This is a genomic window from Nonomuraea mesophila (assembly GCF_004352805.1).
GTDB classification, from domain to species: Bacteria; Actinomycetota; Actinomycetes; order Streptosporangiales; family Streptosporangiaceae; genus Nonomuraea; species Nonomuraea longispora.
Map to the genome: position 1 here is coordinate 1 of NZ_SMLD01000203.1, position 15,557 is coordinate 15,557.

Annotated in this window: 14 protein-coding genes and 1 pseudogene; 7 read left to right on the forward strand and 8 right to left on the reverse strand. The window is 72.1% G+C overall.

The features are described from left to right. Together E1295_RS42150 and E1295_RS42155 are read left to right on the forward strand one after the other, a co-directional pair. Positions 1-549, forward strand: a 549-nt coding sequence (locus E1295_RS42150) for an SUMF1/EgtB/PvdO family nonheme iron enzyme (RefSeq protein ID WP_132639977.1), incomplete at its 5' end; no start/stop codon positions are given. Positions 550-553: 4 nt separating this feature from the next. After that, positions 554-1,690, forward strand: coding sequence for a UDP-N-acetylglucosamine--N-acetylmuramyl-(pentapeptide) pyrophosphoryl-undecaprenol N-acetylglucosamine transferase (locus E1295_RS42155; protein WP_132639979.1), 1,137 nt, complete (start codon positions 554-556; stop codon positions 1,688-1,690). Here E1295_RS42155 and E1295_RS42160 read toward each other — a convergent pair. The 5 genes from E1295_RS42160 to E1295_RS42180 form a co-directional block, all read right to left on the reverse strand. Continuing rightward, positions 1,675-2,559, reverse strand: coding sequence for a hypothetical protein (locus E1295_RS42160; protein ID WP_246081028.1), 885 nt, complete (start codon positions 2,557-2,559; stop codon positions 1,675-1,677). The genes E1295_RS42155 and E1295_RS42160 overlap by 16 nt on opposite strands. Before the next feature lie 21 nt (positions 2,560-2,580). Continuing rightward, positions 2,581-3,489, reverse strand: a complete 909-nt coding sequence (locus tag E1295_RS42165; protein WP_246081030.1) for a hypothetical protein — start codon at positions 3,487-3,489, stop codon at positions 2,581-2,583. Between the two features lie 33 nt (positions 3,490-3,522). Then, entirely contained in the window at positions 3,523-4,410 is an 888-nt protein-coding gene (locus E1295_RS42170; RefSeq protein WP_246081031.1) for a hypothetical protein, read from the reverse strand. A gap of 220 nt (positions 4,411-4,630) precedes the next feature. Next, positions 4,631-7,468 carry an NACHT domain-containing protein gene (locus E1295_RS42175; RefSeq protein ID WP_132639981.1) on the reverse strand — a complete coding sequence of 946 codons (2,838 nt, stop codon included), beginning with the start codon at positions 7,466-7,468 and terminating at the stop codon, positions 4,631-4,633. Between the two features lie 109 nt (positions 7,469-7,577). After that, entirely contained in the window at positions 7,578-9,446 is a 1,869-nt protein-coding gene (locus E1295_RS42180; RefSeq protein ID WP_132639983.1) for a propionyl-CoA synthetase, read from the reverse strand. Positions 9,447-9,491: 45 nt separating this feature from the next. Here E1295_RS42180 and E1295_RS42185 point away from each other — a divergent pair, with 45 nt between their 5' ends. The 3 genes and pseudogenes from E1295_RS42185 (at position 9,492) to E1295_RS42195 (ending at position 11,664) form a co-directional block, all read left to right on the forward strand. After that, positions 9,492-10,130, forward strand: a complete 639-nt coding sequence (locus E1295_RS42185) for a nucleotidyltransferase domain-containing protein (protein WP_246081033.1) — start codon at positions 9,492-9,494, stop codon at positions 10,128-10,130. A 248-nt stretch (positions 10,131-10,378) separates the two neighbouring features. Beyond that, positions 10,379-10,666, forward strand: a pseudogene (locus E1295_RS52720) (transposase); the annotation flags it as partial. A gap of 587 nt (positions 10,667-11,253) precedes the next feature. Continuing rightward, positions 11,254-11,664 carry a nucleotidyltransferase domain-containing protein gene (locus E1295_RS42195; RefSeq protein WP_132639987.1) on the forward strand — a complete coding sequence of 137 codons (411 nt, stop codon included), beginning with the start codon at positions 11,254-11,256 and terminating at the stop codon, positions 11,662-11,664. Here the strand turns inward: E1295_RS42195 and E1295_RS42200 are convergent. Beyond that, positions 11,610-12,551 (reverse strand): GNAT family N-acetyltransferase, encoded by a 942-nt coding sequence (locus tag E1295_RS42200; protein ID WP_132639989.1) that lies wholly within the window; start codon positions 12,549-12,551, stop codon positions 11,610-11,612. The genes E1295_RS42195 and E1295_RS42200 overlap by 55 nt on opposite strands. 130 nt (positions 12,552-12,681) lie before the next feature. On the opposite strand from E1295_RS42200, the gene E1295_RS42205 reads away from it, so the two are divergent. Continuing rightward, positions 12,682-13,611, forward strand: a complete 930-nt coding sequence (locus E1295_RS42205) for a hypothetical protein (RefSeq protein WP_132639991.1) — start codon at positions 12,682-12,684, stop codon at positions 13,609-13,611. Between the two features lie 28 nt (positions 13,612-13,639). Here E1295_RS42205 and E1295_RS42210 read toward each other — a convergent pair whose 3' ends face one another. Both E1295_RS42210 and E1295_RS42215 read right to left on the reverse strand, forming a co-directional pair. Continuing rightward, positions 13,640-13,996: an MmcQ/YjbR family DNA-binding protein gene (locus tag E1295_RS42210; RefSeq protein ID WP_132639993.1), complete on the reverse strand. Its 357-nt coding sequence runs from the start codon at positions 13,994-13,996 to the stop codon at positions 13,640-13,642. A 10-nt stretch (positions 13,997-14,006) separates the two neighbouring features. Continuing rightward, positions 14,007-14,423: a CBS domain-containing protein gene (locus tag E1295_RS42215; RefSeq protein ID WP_132639995.1), complete on the reverse strand. Its 417-nt coding sequence runs from the start codon at positions 14,421-14,423 to the stop codon at positions 14,007-14,009. Between the two features lie 179 nt (positions 14,424-14,602). On the opposite strand from E1295_RS42215, the gene E1295_RS42220 reads away from it, so the two are divergent. Then, positions 14,603-15,397, forward strand: coding sequence for a class I SAM-dependent methyltransferase (locus E1295_RS42220; RefSeq protein WP_132639997.1), 795 nt, complete (start codon positions 14,603-14,605; stop codon positions 15,395-15,397). Positions 15,398-15,557 lie beyond the last annotated feature (160 nt).

Genomic DNA, 15,557 nt, shown 5'->3' on the forward strand with positions numbered 1-15,557 from the left:
GGGGTCGAGGGGGCCACGTGGCGCTCGCCCGAGGGGCCCGGCTCCACGATCGGCGACCGGCAGAACCATCCCGTGGTGCACGTGTCGTGGAACGACGCCAACACCTACGCCACGTGGGCGGGCAAGCGGCTGCCGACCGAGGCGGAGTGGGAGATGGCGGCGCGCGGCGGGCTGGAGCGCAGGAAATACCCGTGGGGCGACGAGCTGGCGCCCAAGGGCCGGCAGCGGTGCAACATCTGGCAGGGCCGTTTCCCGACTGCGCCGAGCAAGGGGACGGTGCCGGTCAAGTCGTTCCAGCCCAACGGCTACGGCCTCTACAACGTCTCGGGCAACGTGTGGGAGTGGACGGCCGACTGGTGGGGCACGACGTGGGAGGCGTCCGCCGACAACCCCACGGGGCCGGCCGAGGGCGGCGCCAAGGTGATCCGCGGCGGGTCGTACATGTGCCACGACTCCTACTGCAACCGCTACCGCGTCGCCGCCCGCACCTCCAACACTCCTGACTCCGCCTCCGGGCACACGGGTTTCCGCTGCGCGGCTCTAGTCTGATCGCATGTCACGAACCCTGCGACTGTTGATCACCGGCGGCGGCACCGGTGGTCACACCTATCCGGCTCTGACGACCCTGTCGGCCGTTCAGCGACGTCAGGTGCCGCACGACGTGCTCTGGGTGGGCACGGCCAACGGTCTCGAGGCCAGGATCACCGCCGAGCACGGCATCCCGTTCAAGGCGATCACCACAGGCAAGCTGCGCCGCCGCCCCAACCTCAAAGAGCTGGGCACGAACATCGCCGACGTGTTCCGCATTCCCATCGGGGTGCTTCAGGCGGTGGGGCACGCGGCCCGCTACCTTCCCGACGTGGTGTTGTCGACCGGGGGCTACGTGGCGGTCCCGATCGGCGTGGCGGCCAAGCTGATCCGCCGCCCGCTGGTGATGCACGAGCAGACGACCGTGGTCGGGCTGGCCAACCGGATCCTGTCCAGGCTGGCGACCAGGATCGCGTTGTCGCACGAGTCGTCGCTGGAGCACCTGCCCGAGCCGGCCAGGAAGAAGGCCGTGGTGACGGGCAACCCGATCCGGCCGGAGCTGCTGCAGGGCAACAGGGCGGCGGCGTACGACCTGTTCGGGCTGACGTTCGAGGTGCCGCTGATCTACGTGACGGGCGGGGCGCAGGGCAGCAAGCAGATCAACACCCTCATCGCCGAGGTGCTGCCGCGGCTGCTGCCGCACGCGCAGATCGTGCACCAGTGCGGGCCGGCGTGGATCGACCAGATGCGCGCCGTCGAGCTGCCCGGCGAGCTGGCCGAGCGCTACCACCCGGTGCCCTACGTGGGTGGGGAGCTGGCCGATCTGTTCGCCGCGGCCGACGTGGTGATCTCGCGCAGCGGCGCGGGCACGGTCTCGGAGCTGACGGCCGTCGGCAAGCCGTCCGTGCTGATCCCGCTGATCCCGACCGGCGGCGACGAGCAGCGCAAGAACGCCGGCTACCTGGCCTCCGCCGGCGCGGCCAGGGCGCTGCTCGAGCCGCGGCCGACGGCCGACCAGCTGCTGGCCGAGCTGATGCCGCTGCTGGCCGACCACGAGCTGCGGCTCGCGATGGGGCAGGCGGCGGCGGAACTGGGCCGGGTGGACGCGGCCGACGCCCTGTGCGACGTCCTGCTGGAGGTCGCGGGTCAGGGGTCGAGGTAGCGGAAGGCCTCGTGGGCGGAGCTCACGCTCCGCCTGAGCGCCTGCTCCAGCCGGTCGGCGTCGCGGGCCAGCCGGTCCAGCTCGGGAACGGCGAGCCCGTCGGCCCCGGTCTCGGCCACCAGTTCCTCATACTGATGCATCCGGCCGCGCAGCTCCTGGATCTGCTCGTGGGCGATGTAGGCGCGCTCGGCCTCGGTGACGTTGGCGGCGTAGCGTTCCAGGGCCTCGACGCGGGCCAGGACCGCCGCCTCGCTGCTGTCGAGCGCCCGTGCCAGCGGTTCGGCCACGGCGGCCACCTCGGGCGTGAGCCCCTGCGAGACGGTCTCCCTGTGCTGGGTGCGCAGCGCGGACAGCTTGCCCAGCAGCCGCGCGATCTCCCACTCCTGCGCGGGCAGCATCACGGCGTTGCGCACGTCGTCGAGCATGCCCTCGGCGTTGACCCGGGATCCGGTCACGGTCGCGATGGCCCGCTGGGCGCGGGCGAGCAGCCGCCTGGACGCCTCGTCGAGGTCGTCGGTCAGCACGTAGCGGCCCTCGTACCAGCGCAGTTGCTCGTAGATCTGCCGCTCGTACTCCTCCTCGTCCTCCTCGTCCAGGTCGGTCCTGACGAACAGCACCACCATGACGGGGATGAGCATCAGCAGGAGCATGAGGATGCCGAGGCCTCTGCCCAGGCCCCCCACGCCGAGGATCAGTCCGAAGAACGCCACCGTGCCGAAGCCGGCGGCCATGCGATACCGTGCGCTCGACGCGGCCCGCCGCGATTCGGGCACCCAGCCCTGGCGCATCTTCATCAGCACCAGCCGGCTCTCCCTGAGCAGCTGAGCGTCATCGGGCGGCACCCCAGGGTCCACCACCACATCCGCCACAAAACCGGATACTAGGGGAAATCAGCCATTGAGGTGGCGAAATGCCTCGTGCGCGGACCTGACGCTGTTGCGTAATGCCTGCTCAAGGCGGTCGGCGTCGTCCGACAATCGGCTCAGCTCCGGCACGGCCGATCCGTCGGCGCCCGACTCGGCGAGCAGTTCCTCGTAGCGGGGCAGCCGCGCGCTGAGCCGCTCGATCTGGTGCCTGGCGCGGTAGGCGCGCTCGGCGTCGGCCACGTGGCCGGCGTAGCGCTCCAGGGCCTCGACGCGGGCCAGCACCGCCCGCTGGCTGCTGTCGAGCGCCTCGGCGAGCGGCCCCGCCACGGCGGCCACCTCCGGCGTGACCCCCTCCGCGACGACCTCCTGGTGCTCGGCGCGCAGCGCCGACAACTTGCCCAGCAGCCGCGCGATCTCCCACTCCTGCGCGGGCAGCATGACGCTGTTGCGTACGTCGTCGAGCAGCCCCTCGGCGTTCACGCTCGAGCTCATGACCTGCTCGATCGCCGCCTGGGCCCGGCTCATGAGCGGCCTGGCGGCCTCGTCGAGCTGCTCGCGGAGCACGAAGCGGCCCGCGTACCCGCGGGCGTGCTCGTAGACGTCGCGTTCCAGGGCGTGCCGGCGCTCCACCCCGGCGTCGGGCCTGGGCCGCAGCAGCACGCTGACGACCAGCAGGGCCGCCCCTGTCATGATCACCACGAAGGCGGTGTACTGCTCCGCGACGAACAAGGTCAGCCCGTACACGGCGGCGGCCACGGCCGTCACGGACGCCGCCAGCCTGGCCATGGTGCCCGCCATGGGCCGGTGTCCCCTGTGCGCGGGCACCCATCCCGCGTGCACGCGGGCGAGCAGCTTGCGGTTGTCACGGAGGAGGGCCGCCACGTCGTCGGGCAACGCCGGATCGACGATCACCTTCGCATGACGTCCGGCCACGTTACTGATCCTATGTCCCGGTCTGTCCGACTGTCAGCTCTCCAGGTAACGGAAGGCCTCGTGCGCCGAGCGCACGCTGCGCCGGAGCATGCGCTCCAGAACGTCGGCGTCCTCGGCCAGCCGCTCGATCTCGGGTACGGCCAGCGCGTCGGCGCCCGACTCCGCCAGCAGCTCCTCGTACTTCGGCAGCCGGGCGCGCAGTTCCTCGATCTGGCCGCGGGCGTGGTAGGCGCGCTCGGCGTCGGCCACGTGGGCGGCGTAGCGTTCCAGCGCCTCCACGCGGGCGACCACGGCCGCCTCGCTGCCGGCCAGGGCCCGTTCGAGCGGCTCGACGACCGCGGCGACCTCGGGCGCGATGCCCCTCGACAGCAGCTCCCTGTGCTCCAGGCGCAGCGCCGACAGCTTGGCCAGCAGCCGGGCGATCTCCCACTCCTGCGCGGGCAGCATCAGGGCGTTGCGCGCGTCGTCGAGAAGGCCCTCGGCGTTGACGTGGGAGCGCAGCACCGACCCGATCGCCCGCTGCGCCCTGGCCAGCACCTTCCCCGCCTCCTCGTCGAAGTCCTCGGGCAGCAGGTAGCGGCCGTCGTACCAGCGCGCCTGCTCGTAGACGCCGCGCTCGTGCGGCCGGTCGTCGTCCACCACCTCACCCATCGAGGCGATCTTGATGAGGACGACGAAGACGTACGTGCCGAGCAGCATGAACCCGGCGGGCGCGAGCGGCGAGGCCAGCAGAACGGCCATGAACGCGATCACGACCGGGGTGGCGGCCAGCAGCAGCGCGCCGGAGGCGCTGCGGTGGCGCGACTGCGGCGGGGCGGCGGGCGGCACCCAGCCCGCCCTGATCCTGGACAGCAGGGGAACGTTGGCGCGCAACAGTCCGGCGACCTCCGGGGGTACTCCCGGATCGACTACCACACCCACGTTCTGTCCTGGCACCCTGGCGCCCCCAACGCTCGTGATATGTGGATATTACGTAACGTTTCCCTTAGATGTCAGCCTCTGAAAGGTCAGGTTGGGAAACCACCACGTTCGCGCACCGAGCACCTCCATGGTGGCGGGCACCGGCCCCGGACGTACCACCATGGCGTCGACCAGCACCGAAGCGGCCGGCCCGACGCCACTCACCCGCGGCGCGCGCTCATCATGACGTGCTCTGCTGGATCTCCCAGAGGGCCATCTCGGGTACGCCCGCCTTGACCAGCGCGTTCCAGGTGCCCATCCGGTCCACCGGATCGGCGAGCACGGCGCGCAGCAGCGGGCGCAGCTCGGCGTGCTCACCGTGGCCGGTCCCGTCCTCCGTCCACATCGCCCCGAGTGCCTGGTGCAGCGCCGGTGACCTGACCGCCGCCGTACGGACCAACTCCTCCAGGATGCGGACGCGATCCCGGTAGGGCAGGCCTCGCCCCTCCCCCAGGGCGCGCAGCAGCAGGTCGAGCAGCCGCCGGTGCCGGGGCGTGTGGCCGGTGGCGACCGCGACGACGACGTCTCCCATGCCGTGGCCGGCCCCCGCGTCGTCCTCGGCCCCGAGCAGGACGTCCTCCGTGCCGCCGTCGATCACCCGGTGCGCCGACAGCGCGGTGAGCAGGCCACCCCAGCCCTCGTGGCCGAGGTTGCCCTTCCACAGATGGGTGAGCGCGGACCAGCGCTCCAGGGGGTCGGGGCCCGCGAGGATCGAGGAGACGCTGACGGGCTGGTCGGAGGCGGCGACGATGAGGAGGGTGAGGTTCGCGGAATAGGCGGCCAGCCGGCGGGGCACCGTGTGACGTACCGGCAGGAAACCCGTGAAGTGGCGACGGGGGCGCTCGTGCAGCGAGCGTCGCAGCAGCCCTGCCAGGAGTGCGACGCACCGCTCCCGCACCGCGGCGGGCACCTCCCCCAGCAGTTCCAGGATGAACCCGACGGTGGGCCCGCGCTCGGCCAGGCACGAGTGGGACGTGACCGCGTACAGCAGGTCGTCGTCCACGGCCTGCACGAGCGCGAGGGGTTCGTCGCCGGCCAGGCGGCGCCTGCGGTCGAGGTCGCGCAGCGTGTAGACGGTCAGCCAGGCCACCAGGAACTCGCCGAACGTGGAGTGCAGGAACGCGTGGCCGTTCCTGCGGACGAAGAAGAAGCGTTCCGTGGCCTTGCGCACCCAGTCGATGCGCTCGCCCTCGTCGCCGGGGTCGTCCTCGCCGCCGTGGCACAGGGCGGGCAGGTCGCGTTCGAGCGCCTCGTCGGTGAGGACCTGGCGGCCCCTCGCCAGCATGGACAGCGCCGCCGTGCCGAGCAGCACCAGCTCCTGGTCGATCGCGACCCGCCGGGCCCCGCCGGTCTCCCGCTCGGTGTAGTCCCTGAGCAGCACCTCGTACAGGCGGGCGCGGCCGAGCGGGCCGTGGTCGTGCTGCAGCGCGTTGCCGCCCGCGTCGTAGAGGGCCAGCAGCAGCAGGAGCAGCGGCTGCCTGGCCATGTCGCCGTGCACGAGCGCCGCCTGCGCGGGCAGCGGCTTCAGGTCGCGCCTGGCCAGCAGGGACCGGTTGGCCTGGTCCCAGATGTCCAGCCACTGCCGCACCTGGTCGTCGTCGAACGGCTGGAGCTGCAGCGCCAGCAACCCCTCGGGGTACCTGATCCGGTCGGCCACCACCGTACGGGTGGTGACGATCACCGCGACGGGCCGCCCGAGACCGGCCTCCCTGGCCTGGAACTCCCGCACGTGCTCCAGGTAGTCGAAACGGTTGACGCCGCCCTGCAGCAGCTCGTCCAGGCCGTCGAGCAGGATCACCGGCATCGCCCCGTCGCCGGCCTCCACCAGGTCGGCGTAGCCCACCTGCTCGTCCAGCACGCCCGCGAGCGCCTGCTCGATCTGCTCGGTGACGCTCGCGCGTGCGCCCACCCCGCCCAGCTCCACCCTGATCGGCAGGAACTCCGACCGCGCCAGCCGGGCCGCGAGCACCTCGGCCAGCTTCGTCTTGCCCGAGCCCGGCTCCCCCAGCACCAGCAGGGGCGCCCGGGTGGCGCGCAGCGAGGTGAGGTGGCCCACCAGGAACGCCTCCGGGTCGGGCAGCAGACGCCGGTCGTCCCACCAGGCCCGCTCGGCGGGCGCGGCGTCGCGGGTCAGCTCCGCGACCCGGCAGCGCGGGGTGAGGTAGCCCTCGCCGAGCAGCGGGAGCGTGACGTCCTCGGGAAGTTTGCCGGCCACGAGCAGCGGCTGGTCGAGCGCGTTGGCCGCCATCCTGGCCAGGTGGATCACGGGACGGTCGCCGACCCTGGGCGGCGCCAGCTCGGCCAGCAGCCACGCCACCCGCGACAGCGCCGTGCCTGGCGGCGGCTTCTCCGTGACCAGGCTGCGCACCCCGAACTCGTGGCTCTCGAGCGCCAGCGACCGGTAGTCCTCGTCGTAGATGCGCAGCGCGTGCGCGGGCGGGCCCTCGGCGAGCATGCGGGGCAGCAGGAGCTGGTCGTCCACGCTCAGCTCGTCCCAGATCGACAGGCCGCCCACGTAGCCGGCCAGGGCCTCGGACATGTGCAGGAAGGCACGTTCCACGGCGCGGCGCGTCTCGGCGTACGGCAAGTGCGGCTCGGGCGTGGGCAGCCGCTCCAGCAGCAGCTCCGCCACCAGCCTGGCGAACCGCTCGGGCGTCGGCACGCCGTGGGAGATCTTCCCGCCGCGGTCGAGCCGCTCCAGCGTGAACGGCAGCTTCGCCTCGCCCAGCGCCTCGAAGTACGCCGACACGACGATCACGGCGTGCGCCGCGGCCAGCCGCTGCGTGCGGGTGTGCCGGTCGACGCCGCTCTTGAGCTCCGGCATGCGGCGTACGATCTCCTTGCCGTAGCGCACGATGCCGTCGCGCATGTCGGCCAGGCCCGCCGCCAGCCGCCCGCCACCGGCCAGGGCCCAGCCGGTGCGCTCGGCGGCCGAGGCGAACCCGACGACCTTGACGAGCCTGCCGTCCTTGCACCCGAGGATCCTCAGGGCGTCGGCGTAGCTCGGGGTATCGATCATGGCCTTCTCCCGGGGACGGGGGTGTCCCATCATGCGCTGTACGCCCGCGGTCGGGCAGGCTTCCGCACCATGCCGGTCTGGCTGCCGGTCCGGCTGCGCGTTCTTGAGGTCATGTGCCCTTCAGGGCTTGCGCGATCTCCGGCAGCGCCGCCGGATCCTCGATCGTGGACGGCGCGGTGTACGGGCGGCCGTCGGCGATGTCGCGCATCGTGGCGCGCAGGATCTTGCCCGAGCGGGTCTTCGGCAGCCGGGCGACGACCACGGCGCGGCGGAAGGCGGCGACGGGGCCGACACGCTCGCGTACGAGGGCTGCCAGCTCGCGCTCCACCTCGGCGGGGTCGCGCTCCGCGCCGGCCTTCAGCACCACGAACCCCATCGGGAGCTGCCCCTTCAGCTCGTCGGCCACGCCGATCACGGCGCACTCCGCCACGTCGGGGTGGGCGGCGATGACCTCCTCCATCGAGCCGGTGGACAGCCGGTGCCCGGCGACGTTGATCACGTCGTCGATGCGGCCCATGACATAGAGGTAACCGTCGGCGTCGAAGTGGCCGCCGTCGCCGCTCAGGTAGTGGCCGGGATAGCGCTCCAGGTAGGAGCGGGCGAAACGGGCCTCGTCGCGGTAGAGGGTGGGCAGCGCGCCGGGCGGGAGCGGCAGCTTGACGGTGACCGCGCCGTCGACCCCGGGCGGGCAGTCGTTGCCGTCGGCGTCGAGGACGTGCACGTCCCAGCCGGGCACCGGCTTGGTGGGCGAGCCCGGTCTGATCGGCAGCGGCTCGATGCCGACGCAGTTGGCGGCCACCGGCCAGCCCGTCTCGGTCTGCCACCAGTGGTCGACGACGGGGATGCCGAGCAGGTCCGAGGCCCAGTGGTAGGTGTCGGGGTCGAGGCGCTCGCCGGCCAGGAAGAGGTACCGCAGGGTAGACAGGTCCTGTTGTTTCGCGAAATTTCCGGCGGGGTCCTCTTTCTTGATGGCCCGGATCGCGGTCGGCGCGGTGAACAGCGTGCGCACCCCGTACGTGGCCACCACCCGCCAGAACGCCCCCGGGTCAGGGGTGCCGACCGGCTTGCCTTCGTACAGCACGCTCGTGCAGCCCGCCAGCAGCGGCGCGTACACGATGTAGGAGTGGCCGACCACCCAGCCCACGTCGGAGGCCGCCCAGTAGACCTCGCCCGGAGCGGCGCCGAACACGTGAGCCATGCTCCAGTGCAGCGCCACCGCGTGCCCGCCGTTGTCGCGCGCGACGCCCTTGGGCGAGCCGGTCGTGCCGGAGGTGTAGAGGATGTAGAGGGGGTCGGTGGCGGCCACGCTCACGCAGCCGGCCGGCTCGGCCGCCCGCACGGCCCGCTCCCAGTCGAGGTCGCGCCCCTCGGTGAGCTCGGCCACCGCCTGCGGCCGCTGGAGGATCACGCAGCGGTCAGGCCGGTGCGCGGCCTGAGCGAGCGCCTCGTCCAGCAGCGGTTTGTACGCCACCACCCGGCCCGGTTCGATGCCGCAGGACGCCGAGAGCACCACCTTGGGCCGGGCGTGGTCGATGCGCATCGCCAGCTCCCTGGCGGCGAACCCGCCGAACACCACCGAATGCACCGCGCCCAGCCGCGCGCAGGCCAGCATCGCGACGACCGCCTCCGGCACCATCGGCATGTAGACGACCACGGTGTCGCCGGCCCGCACGCCGAGGTCGCGCAGCATGCCCGCGGTCCTGGCCACCTGGTCGAGCAGCTCGGCATAGGTGAGGACCCGCGCCGTGCCGGTGACCGGGCTGTCGTGGATCAGCGCCGCCTGCTCGCCGCGCCCGGCCGCGACGTGCCGGTCGACCGCGTTGTGGCAGGTGTTGAGCCGTCCGTCGGGGAACCAGCGGCCGTCACCGCCGAGCGTGGTGGCCGGCGCCACGTCCCAGTCGATGCCGCGCGCCGCCTCGGCCCAGAACGCGCCGGGCCGCTCGATGCTCTGCCGGTAAGCCTCGTCGTAACCGCCCACTGATCGATCAGACCAGCCCGCGCCCCCATGGCGCAAGATACATGGATGACCGATGACTTGATCCTTTCCGTCGTGATGGGTTCGCGGGCGTACGGGCTCGAGACCGAGAGCTCCGACACCGACCGGCGGGGAGTGTTCGTGGCGCCGACGGCGGCGTTCTGGCGGCTGGACAAACCGCCCACCCACCGGGACGGGCCGCTGCCGGAGCAGTTCTCGTGGGAGGTGGAGCGTTTCTGCCGCCTCGCCCTCGACGCCAACCCGACCGTCCTGGAATGCCTGTGGTCGCCCATCGTGGAGGTGATCACCCCCACCGGGCGGCGGCTGCGCGAGCTGCGGACGGCGTTCCTGTCGCAGCGGGCGCAGCGTGCGTTCGCCGGGTACGCCGAGGACCAGTTCCGTCGCATCGACCAGGACGCGCCCAGGTGGAAGCAGGCCATGCACATGGTGCGGCTGTTGCTGAGCGGCCTGCACCTGGTGCGCCACGGCGAGCCGCTGGTCCAGGTGGGGCCGCACCGGGCGCGGCTGCTCGCGATCCGTCGCGGCGAGCTGCCGTGGGCCGAGGTGGACGCCTGGCGTGCCGCCCTGCACGCGGAGCTGGCCGCGACACCCAGCGTGCTGCCCGCCGGACCTGACCGGGACCGGGTGGAGGACTTCCTCGTCGGCGTACGGAAGGAGCACCTTTGACATCCTCCCCGCGTTGAAGCACGGGGATTCCAACGGCAACTACCCCACGAGGAGGAGGCCACGTTGAGGTTCGCGGTGCACCGGCCCGGCAACCCGTGGCCCTTCCCGCGCAGACACGGCATTTCGCCGCCATCCCCGACCCCATCCCTGCGCCGGGTACGGGCGAGGTCGTCGGCGTGGACCGGGGTGTGGCCGTGTCGTCGGCCCTGTCCACTGGGGAGATGCTGAACGCTCCGGGGCTGCGTGACATGGAGAAGGCGCGGCTGCTGCGGCTGCTGCGGCTGCTGCGGCTGCTGCGGCTGCTGCGGCTGCGGCGGCTGCGGCGGCTGCGGCTGCGGCTGCGGCTGCGGCTGCGGCGGCTGCGCAAGCTTGCCAGGGTCGAGCGCGGATCGAACCGGCGCGCCAAGGTCAAGGCCGCCATCGCCCGCGTTAAGGCGCGGGAGAGCGACCGGCGCAAGGACTGGGTGGAGAAGACCAGCACCGATTTGGCATACCGGTTCGACGTGATCGCCGTCGAAGACCTGAAGATCCGCAACATGACCCGGTCGGTGCGCGGCACTGTCGAAGCGCCCGGGCGGAACGTTCGGGCCAAGGCTGGGCTGAACCGGTCGATCATGGCCGCCGCATGGGGCCATCTCGCGCCGGCGGGGCAGGTCGCGTGCTGCTGGTCGAAGTCGATGGTGAAGGCGCTCAGGTCGAACCCATCCCCTGCGCGGGCCTGGCGGCTACTGGAGAACTGCACCGGCCCCAGCAACTCCACGTCATGCTCAGTCTTGGCCTGGACCAGACCAGCGCCAACTGCCCCGGCGACAGGCCGGGACGCCCTCGCACCCCGAACATGCCCGCGAACTCTTCATCGGCGAACAACGGGCCCAGCGCATCCCGGATGCGGATCGCCAGCGTCCCCTTCGGAAACGCCGCCCGCGCCACCCGCACGGTCATCTCGGGAATCTCCGGCAAGGACGGGGCTGCATCGACACCACAGGTTCCTCTCCACTGCCCGGCGAGGGGAACCCGAGCAGAGGAAGGACATCGTGAACCAGAAAATGATCAATGCGAAGAAGGCGCGCCGAATTGGGCAACGGAGTCCTGAAGGACGGGGCCTCCAACCTGTAGGTATCCGGTGAACGGGCTGCCCGGATGGCTGGCGGAGATCCCCGGCGAGCAGCCGTACCCGCCGGTGTTCGCGACCGTGAGCGGGGCGCACCTGTACGGGTTCCCCTCAGCGGACTCCGATGTGGACCTGCGCGGCGCCCGCCTGCTGCCGGTAGCAGAGGTGGCAGGGCTGCGGCACGGGCCGGAGACGCTGGAGCGTACGTGGACGCGCGACGGCGTCGAGGTGGACCTGGTCACGCACGACCTGGCCAAGTTCGCCCGGCTGCTGCTGAACCGCAACGGCTACGTGCTGGAGCAGTTGCTCTCACCGCTGGTCGTGGCGCCGCCTGGGCGAGGGCTCCGCGGGCGCTGCGGGAAACGGCCTCACGGAGCTTCGGGGTCGGCCGAGAGGACGAGCCTGACCGCGAACGTGCGGTAGCCGGCCCGTTCGAACGCCCTGGCCATCGGCGCGTTGCCCGCGTCGGTGTCGGCCACGATCCGCTGGACGCCGCGCCCGGCGTGGAAGCGGGTGATCTCGGCCAGGAGGTCGTCGACGTAACCGTGGCCACGGTGCTCGGGCACCACGCCCAGATAGCCGACCACGGGCCCTCCGTCGTTGGCCGACGGCAGCGCGAACCCGACGAGATCGCCACCCCTGTCGCAGGCCAGCCGCCACCACGACCGCTCCCCCGGCATGGACGCGTAGTCGCGCACCTCCTCGCGGGCCTGCTCCACCGGGTCCATGGTGCGCAGGGCCTGGCGCGTGGCGAAGTCGAGCGTGCCGACGGCCACCCGCCGGAACGCCTCCACGAAGACCTCGTCGTCCTCCTCGCCGCGGAAGACGAGCCGCTCCGACGGCTCCGGCACGGGCGCGTCGCCGGCCGTCCACGCGTAGCGCAGGCGTTCGAGCTCCTCCGTCAACCCCGCTCGGCCGGCCGCCTCCCAGCGCCAGCCGATCGCCGCCGTGGCCTGGGGGTCGTCGCGCCAGCCTTGCAGGACGAAGACGTGGTATTCGGGTGCCCGGCCGAAGGCGGCATGGGCGTGGTTCAGCAGGTCGGCGGCCAGGCTCACCCGGTCGCGGACCGACGGGTGCACGTAGAGGCAGTCGAGCGCCAGCGGCCTGCCGCCGGGAAAGCCCCACCAGACGGCGCGGCCGAGGATGTCGCCCGTGTCTTCGTCAGTGGCCAGCCAGATGCGGTCGTACCGGTAGTTGCCGCTGTCCAGGTAGGACAGCAACCGGTCGGGGTGGGCCCAGCTGATGGACTCGTCTACGACGCAGCCGAGCAGGCGGTCCAGGTCGTCCTTGACCGCGGGACGGAAACGCATGGTTCCTCCGAGAAGTGGAAGCGGGCGCGGTGAGCGCCCGGGGTCGTGCCGAACATCTCTGCGCCTCCTTTCTTCCGACTTTTCGGTGTCAGCTGGCACCGTAACAGAAATATCGCGACAGGATGGGCAGGTGAGCTCCTACGACGACGACACGCTGCCCCTGCAACCACCGATCCGGCTGCCCGGCGACGCCACGCTCGCGGCGGCGGTACGCGCCGCCCCGCTGGCCGAGGAGCTGAAGCCGGAAGGCGACGACTCTGAGGTGCTGGCCGCCTGGGCGGGGCACTGCCGTGACCTGCTGGCCGCCGACGGCACCCTGCTGCTCGAACTGGTCAGGATGTTCCTGACGCGCGAGCCGCACCAGGGCGAGGTGCCTGAGACGCTGACGGGGCTGGGGCTGGTGCGGCAGGAGGAGCCGTACACGCTGAGCTGGCTCGGCCTGTGGGTGGCACGGCTGGTCGTCGCGGCGACCACGGGGCAGGAGGTCCCGGTCATGGGCTCGTTCGCGGACGCCGACGCCGGGACGCTGCTGCACGGCCTGCGCTCCTACCCGGAGGCGGAGCGGGACGAGGAGCTGGCGGGCTGGCTGAAGGGCAGGGACGACGGCGACGCGGTCGCCGAGATCGCCGCGGCGCTGGCCACGGTCAGCCCGCTGAGCCGGGCGATCGGCATCGAACTGCTGACGACGCAGTTCGGCGACGAGGGCCGGCTGGCACTGTCCAGGCAGTTGGAGAAGCGCAAGCTCGGCGCGGTGATCGCCGCGAGGACCGGCCGTACCGACCGGCAGCCCGCACCGGACGAGATCGCGTGGGTGCTGGTGGACATGGCGGCGGCCCTGCTGGAGTTCGGGGACCAGCCGGGCCAGGTGATCGAGTCGATCGCCCTGGGCATGGACGCCGACGAGCAGGCGGGCACGATCCCGATCCTGGCCTTCGGCGACCATCCGTGGACGGGTCAGGTGCTGCGGTTGTTCATCGACCACCACCCGGACGAGCGGGTGGCGGCGGCGGCCCGCAAGGCACTGCGCAGGCTCCGCGGCCTCGCGGACGTCCGCGGCTAGCGGCCGGCGGCCGCACGGGCAGGGGTATTCAAGGCGGGGTCACGGCCCGCTGCTGGTGTTCCAGGCGCACTTTCTTCGGTACGCACATCCGCCAGGCCTCCAGCACCAGTTCGCGCATCTCGGCGGCGTCGATGGCGGCGAGCCGCACCACGACCCAGTTGAAGCGCAGGTCGGAATCCCTCGGCATGAGGAACTTGTCCGGCTCGGCCGCCACGAGCGCCGCCCGCTCCTCCTTCGGGAAGCCGAAGCCCATCAGCGTCTCGTCACGCGAGAACGCCACGTAGACGATCTTGCCCACCCGGAACTTGGTGCGGTCGCGGATGAGGTGCTCAGTGGTGCGCGGGAGCGTGCGCGCGAACTGCCGTACGTCGTCGACTGTGACCACGCGGGCAACGTTACCGATTCCCCTCGGCGGCCGAGATGTCGGCGAGGGCGGAGTTCTCGTCCCGCTCGACGGCCAGGTCTCCCAGGCTGACGATGCCGACGGCCCGGCCGTCCTCCACCACGGGAAGGCGGCGTACGGCGTGCGAGCGCATCATCCGCACGGCCTGGTCGATGCCCGTGTCCGGATCGACGGCTTCCACGGCCGGGCTGCACGCCTCGCGTACGGGCGTGTCCGGGCCGCGCTCGTCGGCGACCACGCGCACGGCGATGTCGCGGTCGGTGACGATGCCCTGCATGCGGCCGCCGTCGTTGACGATGATCGCGCCGGTGTCCCGCTCCCGCATGAGAGAGGCGGCGGCGGACACCGGCTGGTCGCCCTCGATCGCCGCCGGGTGGGCTGTCATGACATCTGCCACGGTCTTCGCCATGGGGTCCTCCTGTGGGGTGGTTTTCTGGCCCCCTACCCGGGCGCTCACCCGATTCACCACGCGGGCGCGGGCACCCGTGGAGGCGTCCTGCTGTCTCGTACAGCGAGATGGTTTCTCTTGAATCGTGAGATGCTTGCTAAGGTCAGCCGTAACGGTCCGGCGAGATGGAGGAGTTCGGCATGGAAGCCGTCTACACGCATGGCCACCACGAGTCGGTGCTGCGCTCGCACCGCTGGCGCACCGCGGGCAACTCGGCCGCGTACCTGCTGCCCCATCTCAAGCCCCACATGAAGGTGCTCGACGTGGGCAGCGGCCCCGGCACCATCACCGCGGACCTCGCGTCCAGGGTGGGGCACGTGACGGCGTCCGAGGTGAGCGCGGAGGCGCTCGGCCTGGCCAGGGCCGAGGTGAGCGCCCGCGGCCTGGGCAACGTGGACTTCGCCGTCGCCGACGTGCACGCGCTCGGCTTCGACGACGACACGTTCTGCGTGACCCACGCCCACCAGGTGCTCCAGCACGTGGGCGATCCGGTACGGGCGCTGCGGGAGATGCGCAGGGCCACCAAGCCGGGAGGGATCGTCGCGGCCCGCGACAGCGACTACACGGCATTCGCCTGGCACCCACGGCTGCCGGCGCTGGACGAGTGGATGCGGCTCTACCAGCAGATCGCCCGGGGCAACGGTGGCGAGCCCGACGCGGGGCGGCGGCTGCTGTCATGGGCGCGGGCCGCGGGGTTCGACGACATCACCGCCACGTCCTCGACCTGGTGCTTCGCCACGCCCGACGACCGTGCCTGGTGGGGCGGGATGTGGTCGGAACGGGTCCTGCATTCGGCGATGGCCCGGCAGGCCCTGGCCACGGGCGCCGCCACGGAGGCGGACCTGCGGCGGATCTCGGAGGGGTGGCTGGCGTGGGCGGCCGACGGTGACGGCTGGTTGTCGATCCTGCACGGCGAGATCCTCTGCCGCGTCTGACCCGGGCCCGCGAGCGAGCGCCCGCCCGCAGGCGCGACCGCGGCACACCGCCCGAAGGTACGGTCATCGCCCGGCTAGCGGATCCGGCACCGCATCGCCCAGTGCCGGAGCGCCGGGGCGCGAGGTCAGAGCGCCGGGGCGCCCGACCGGGGCGCGGGGG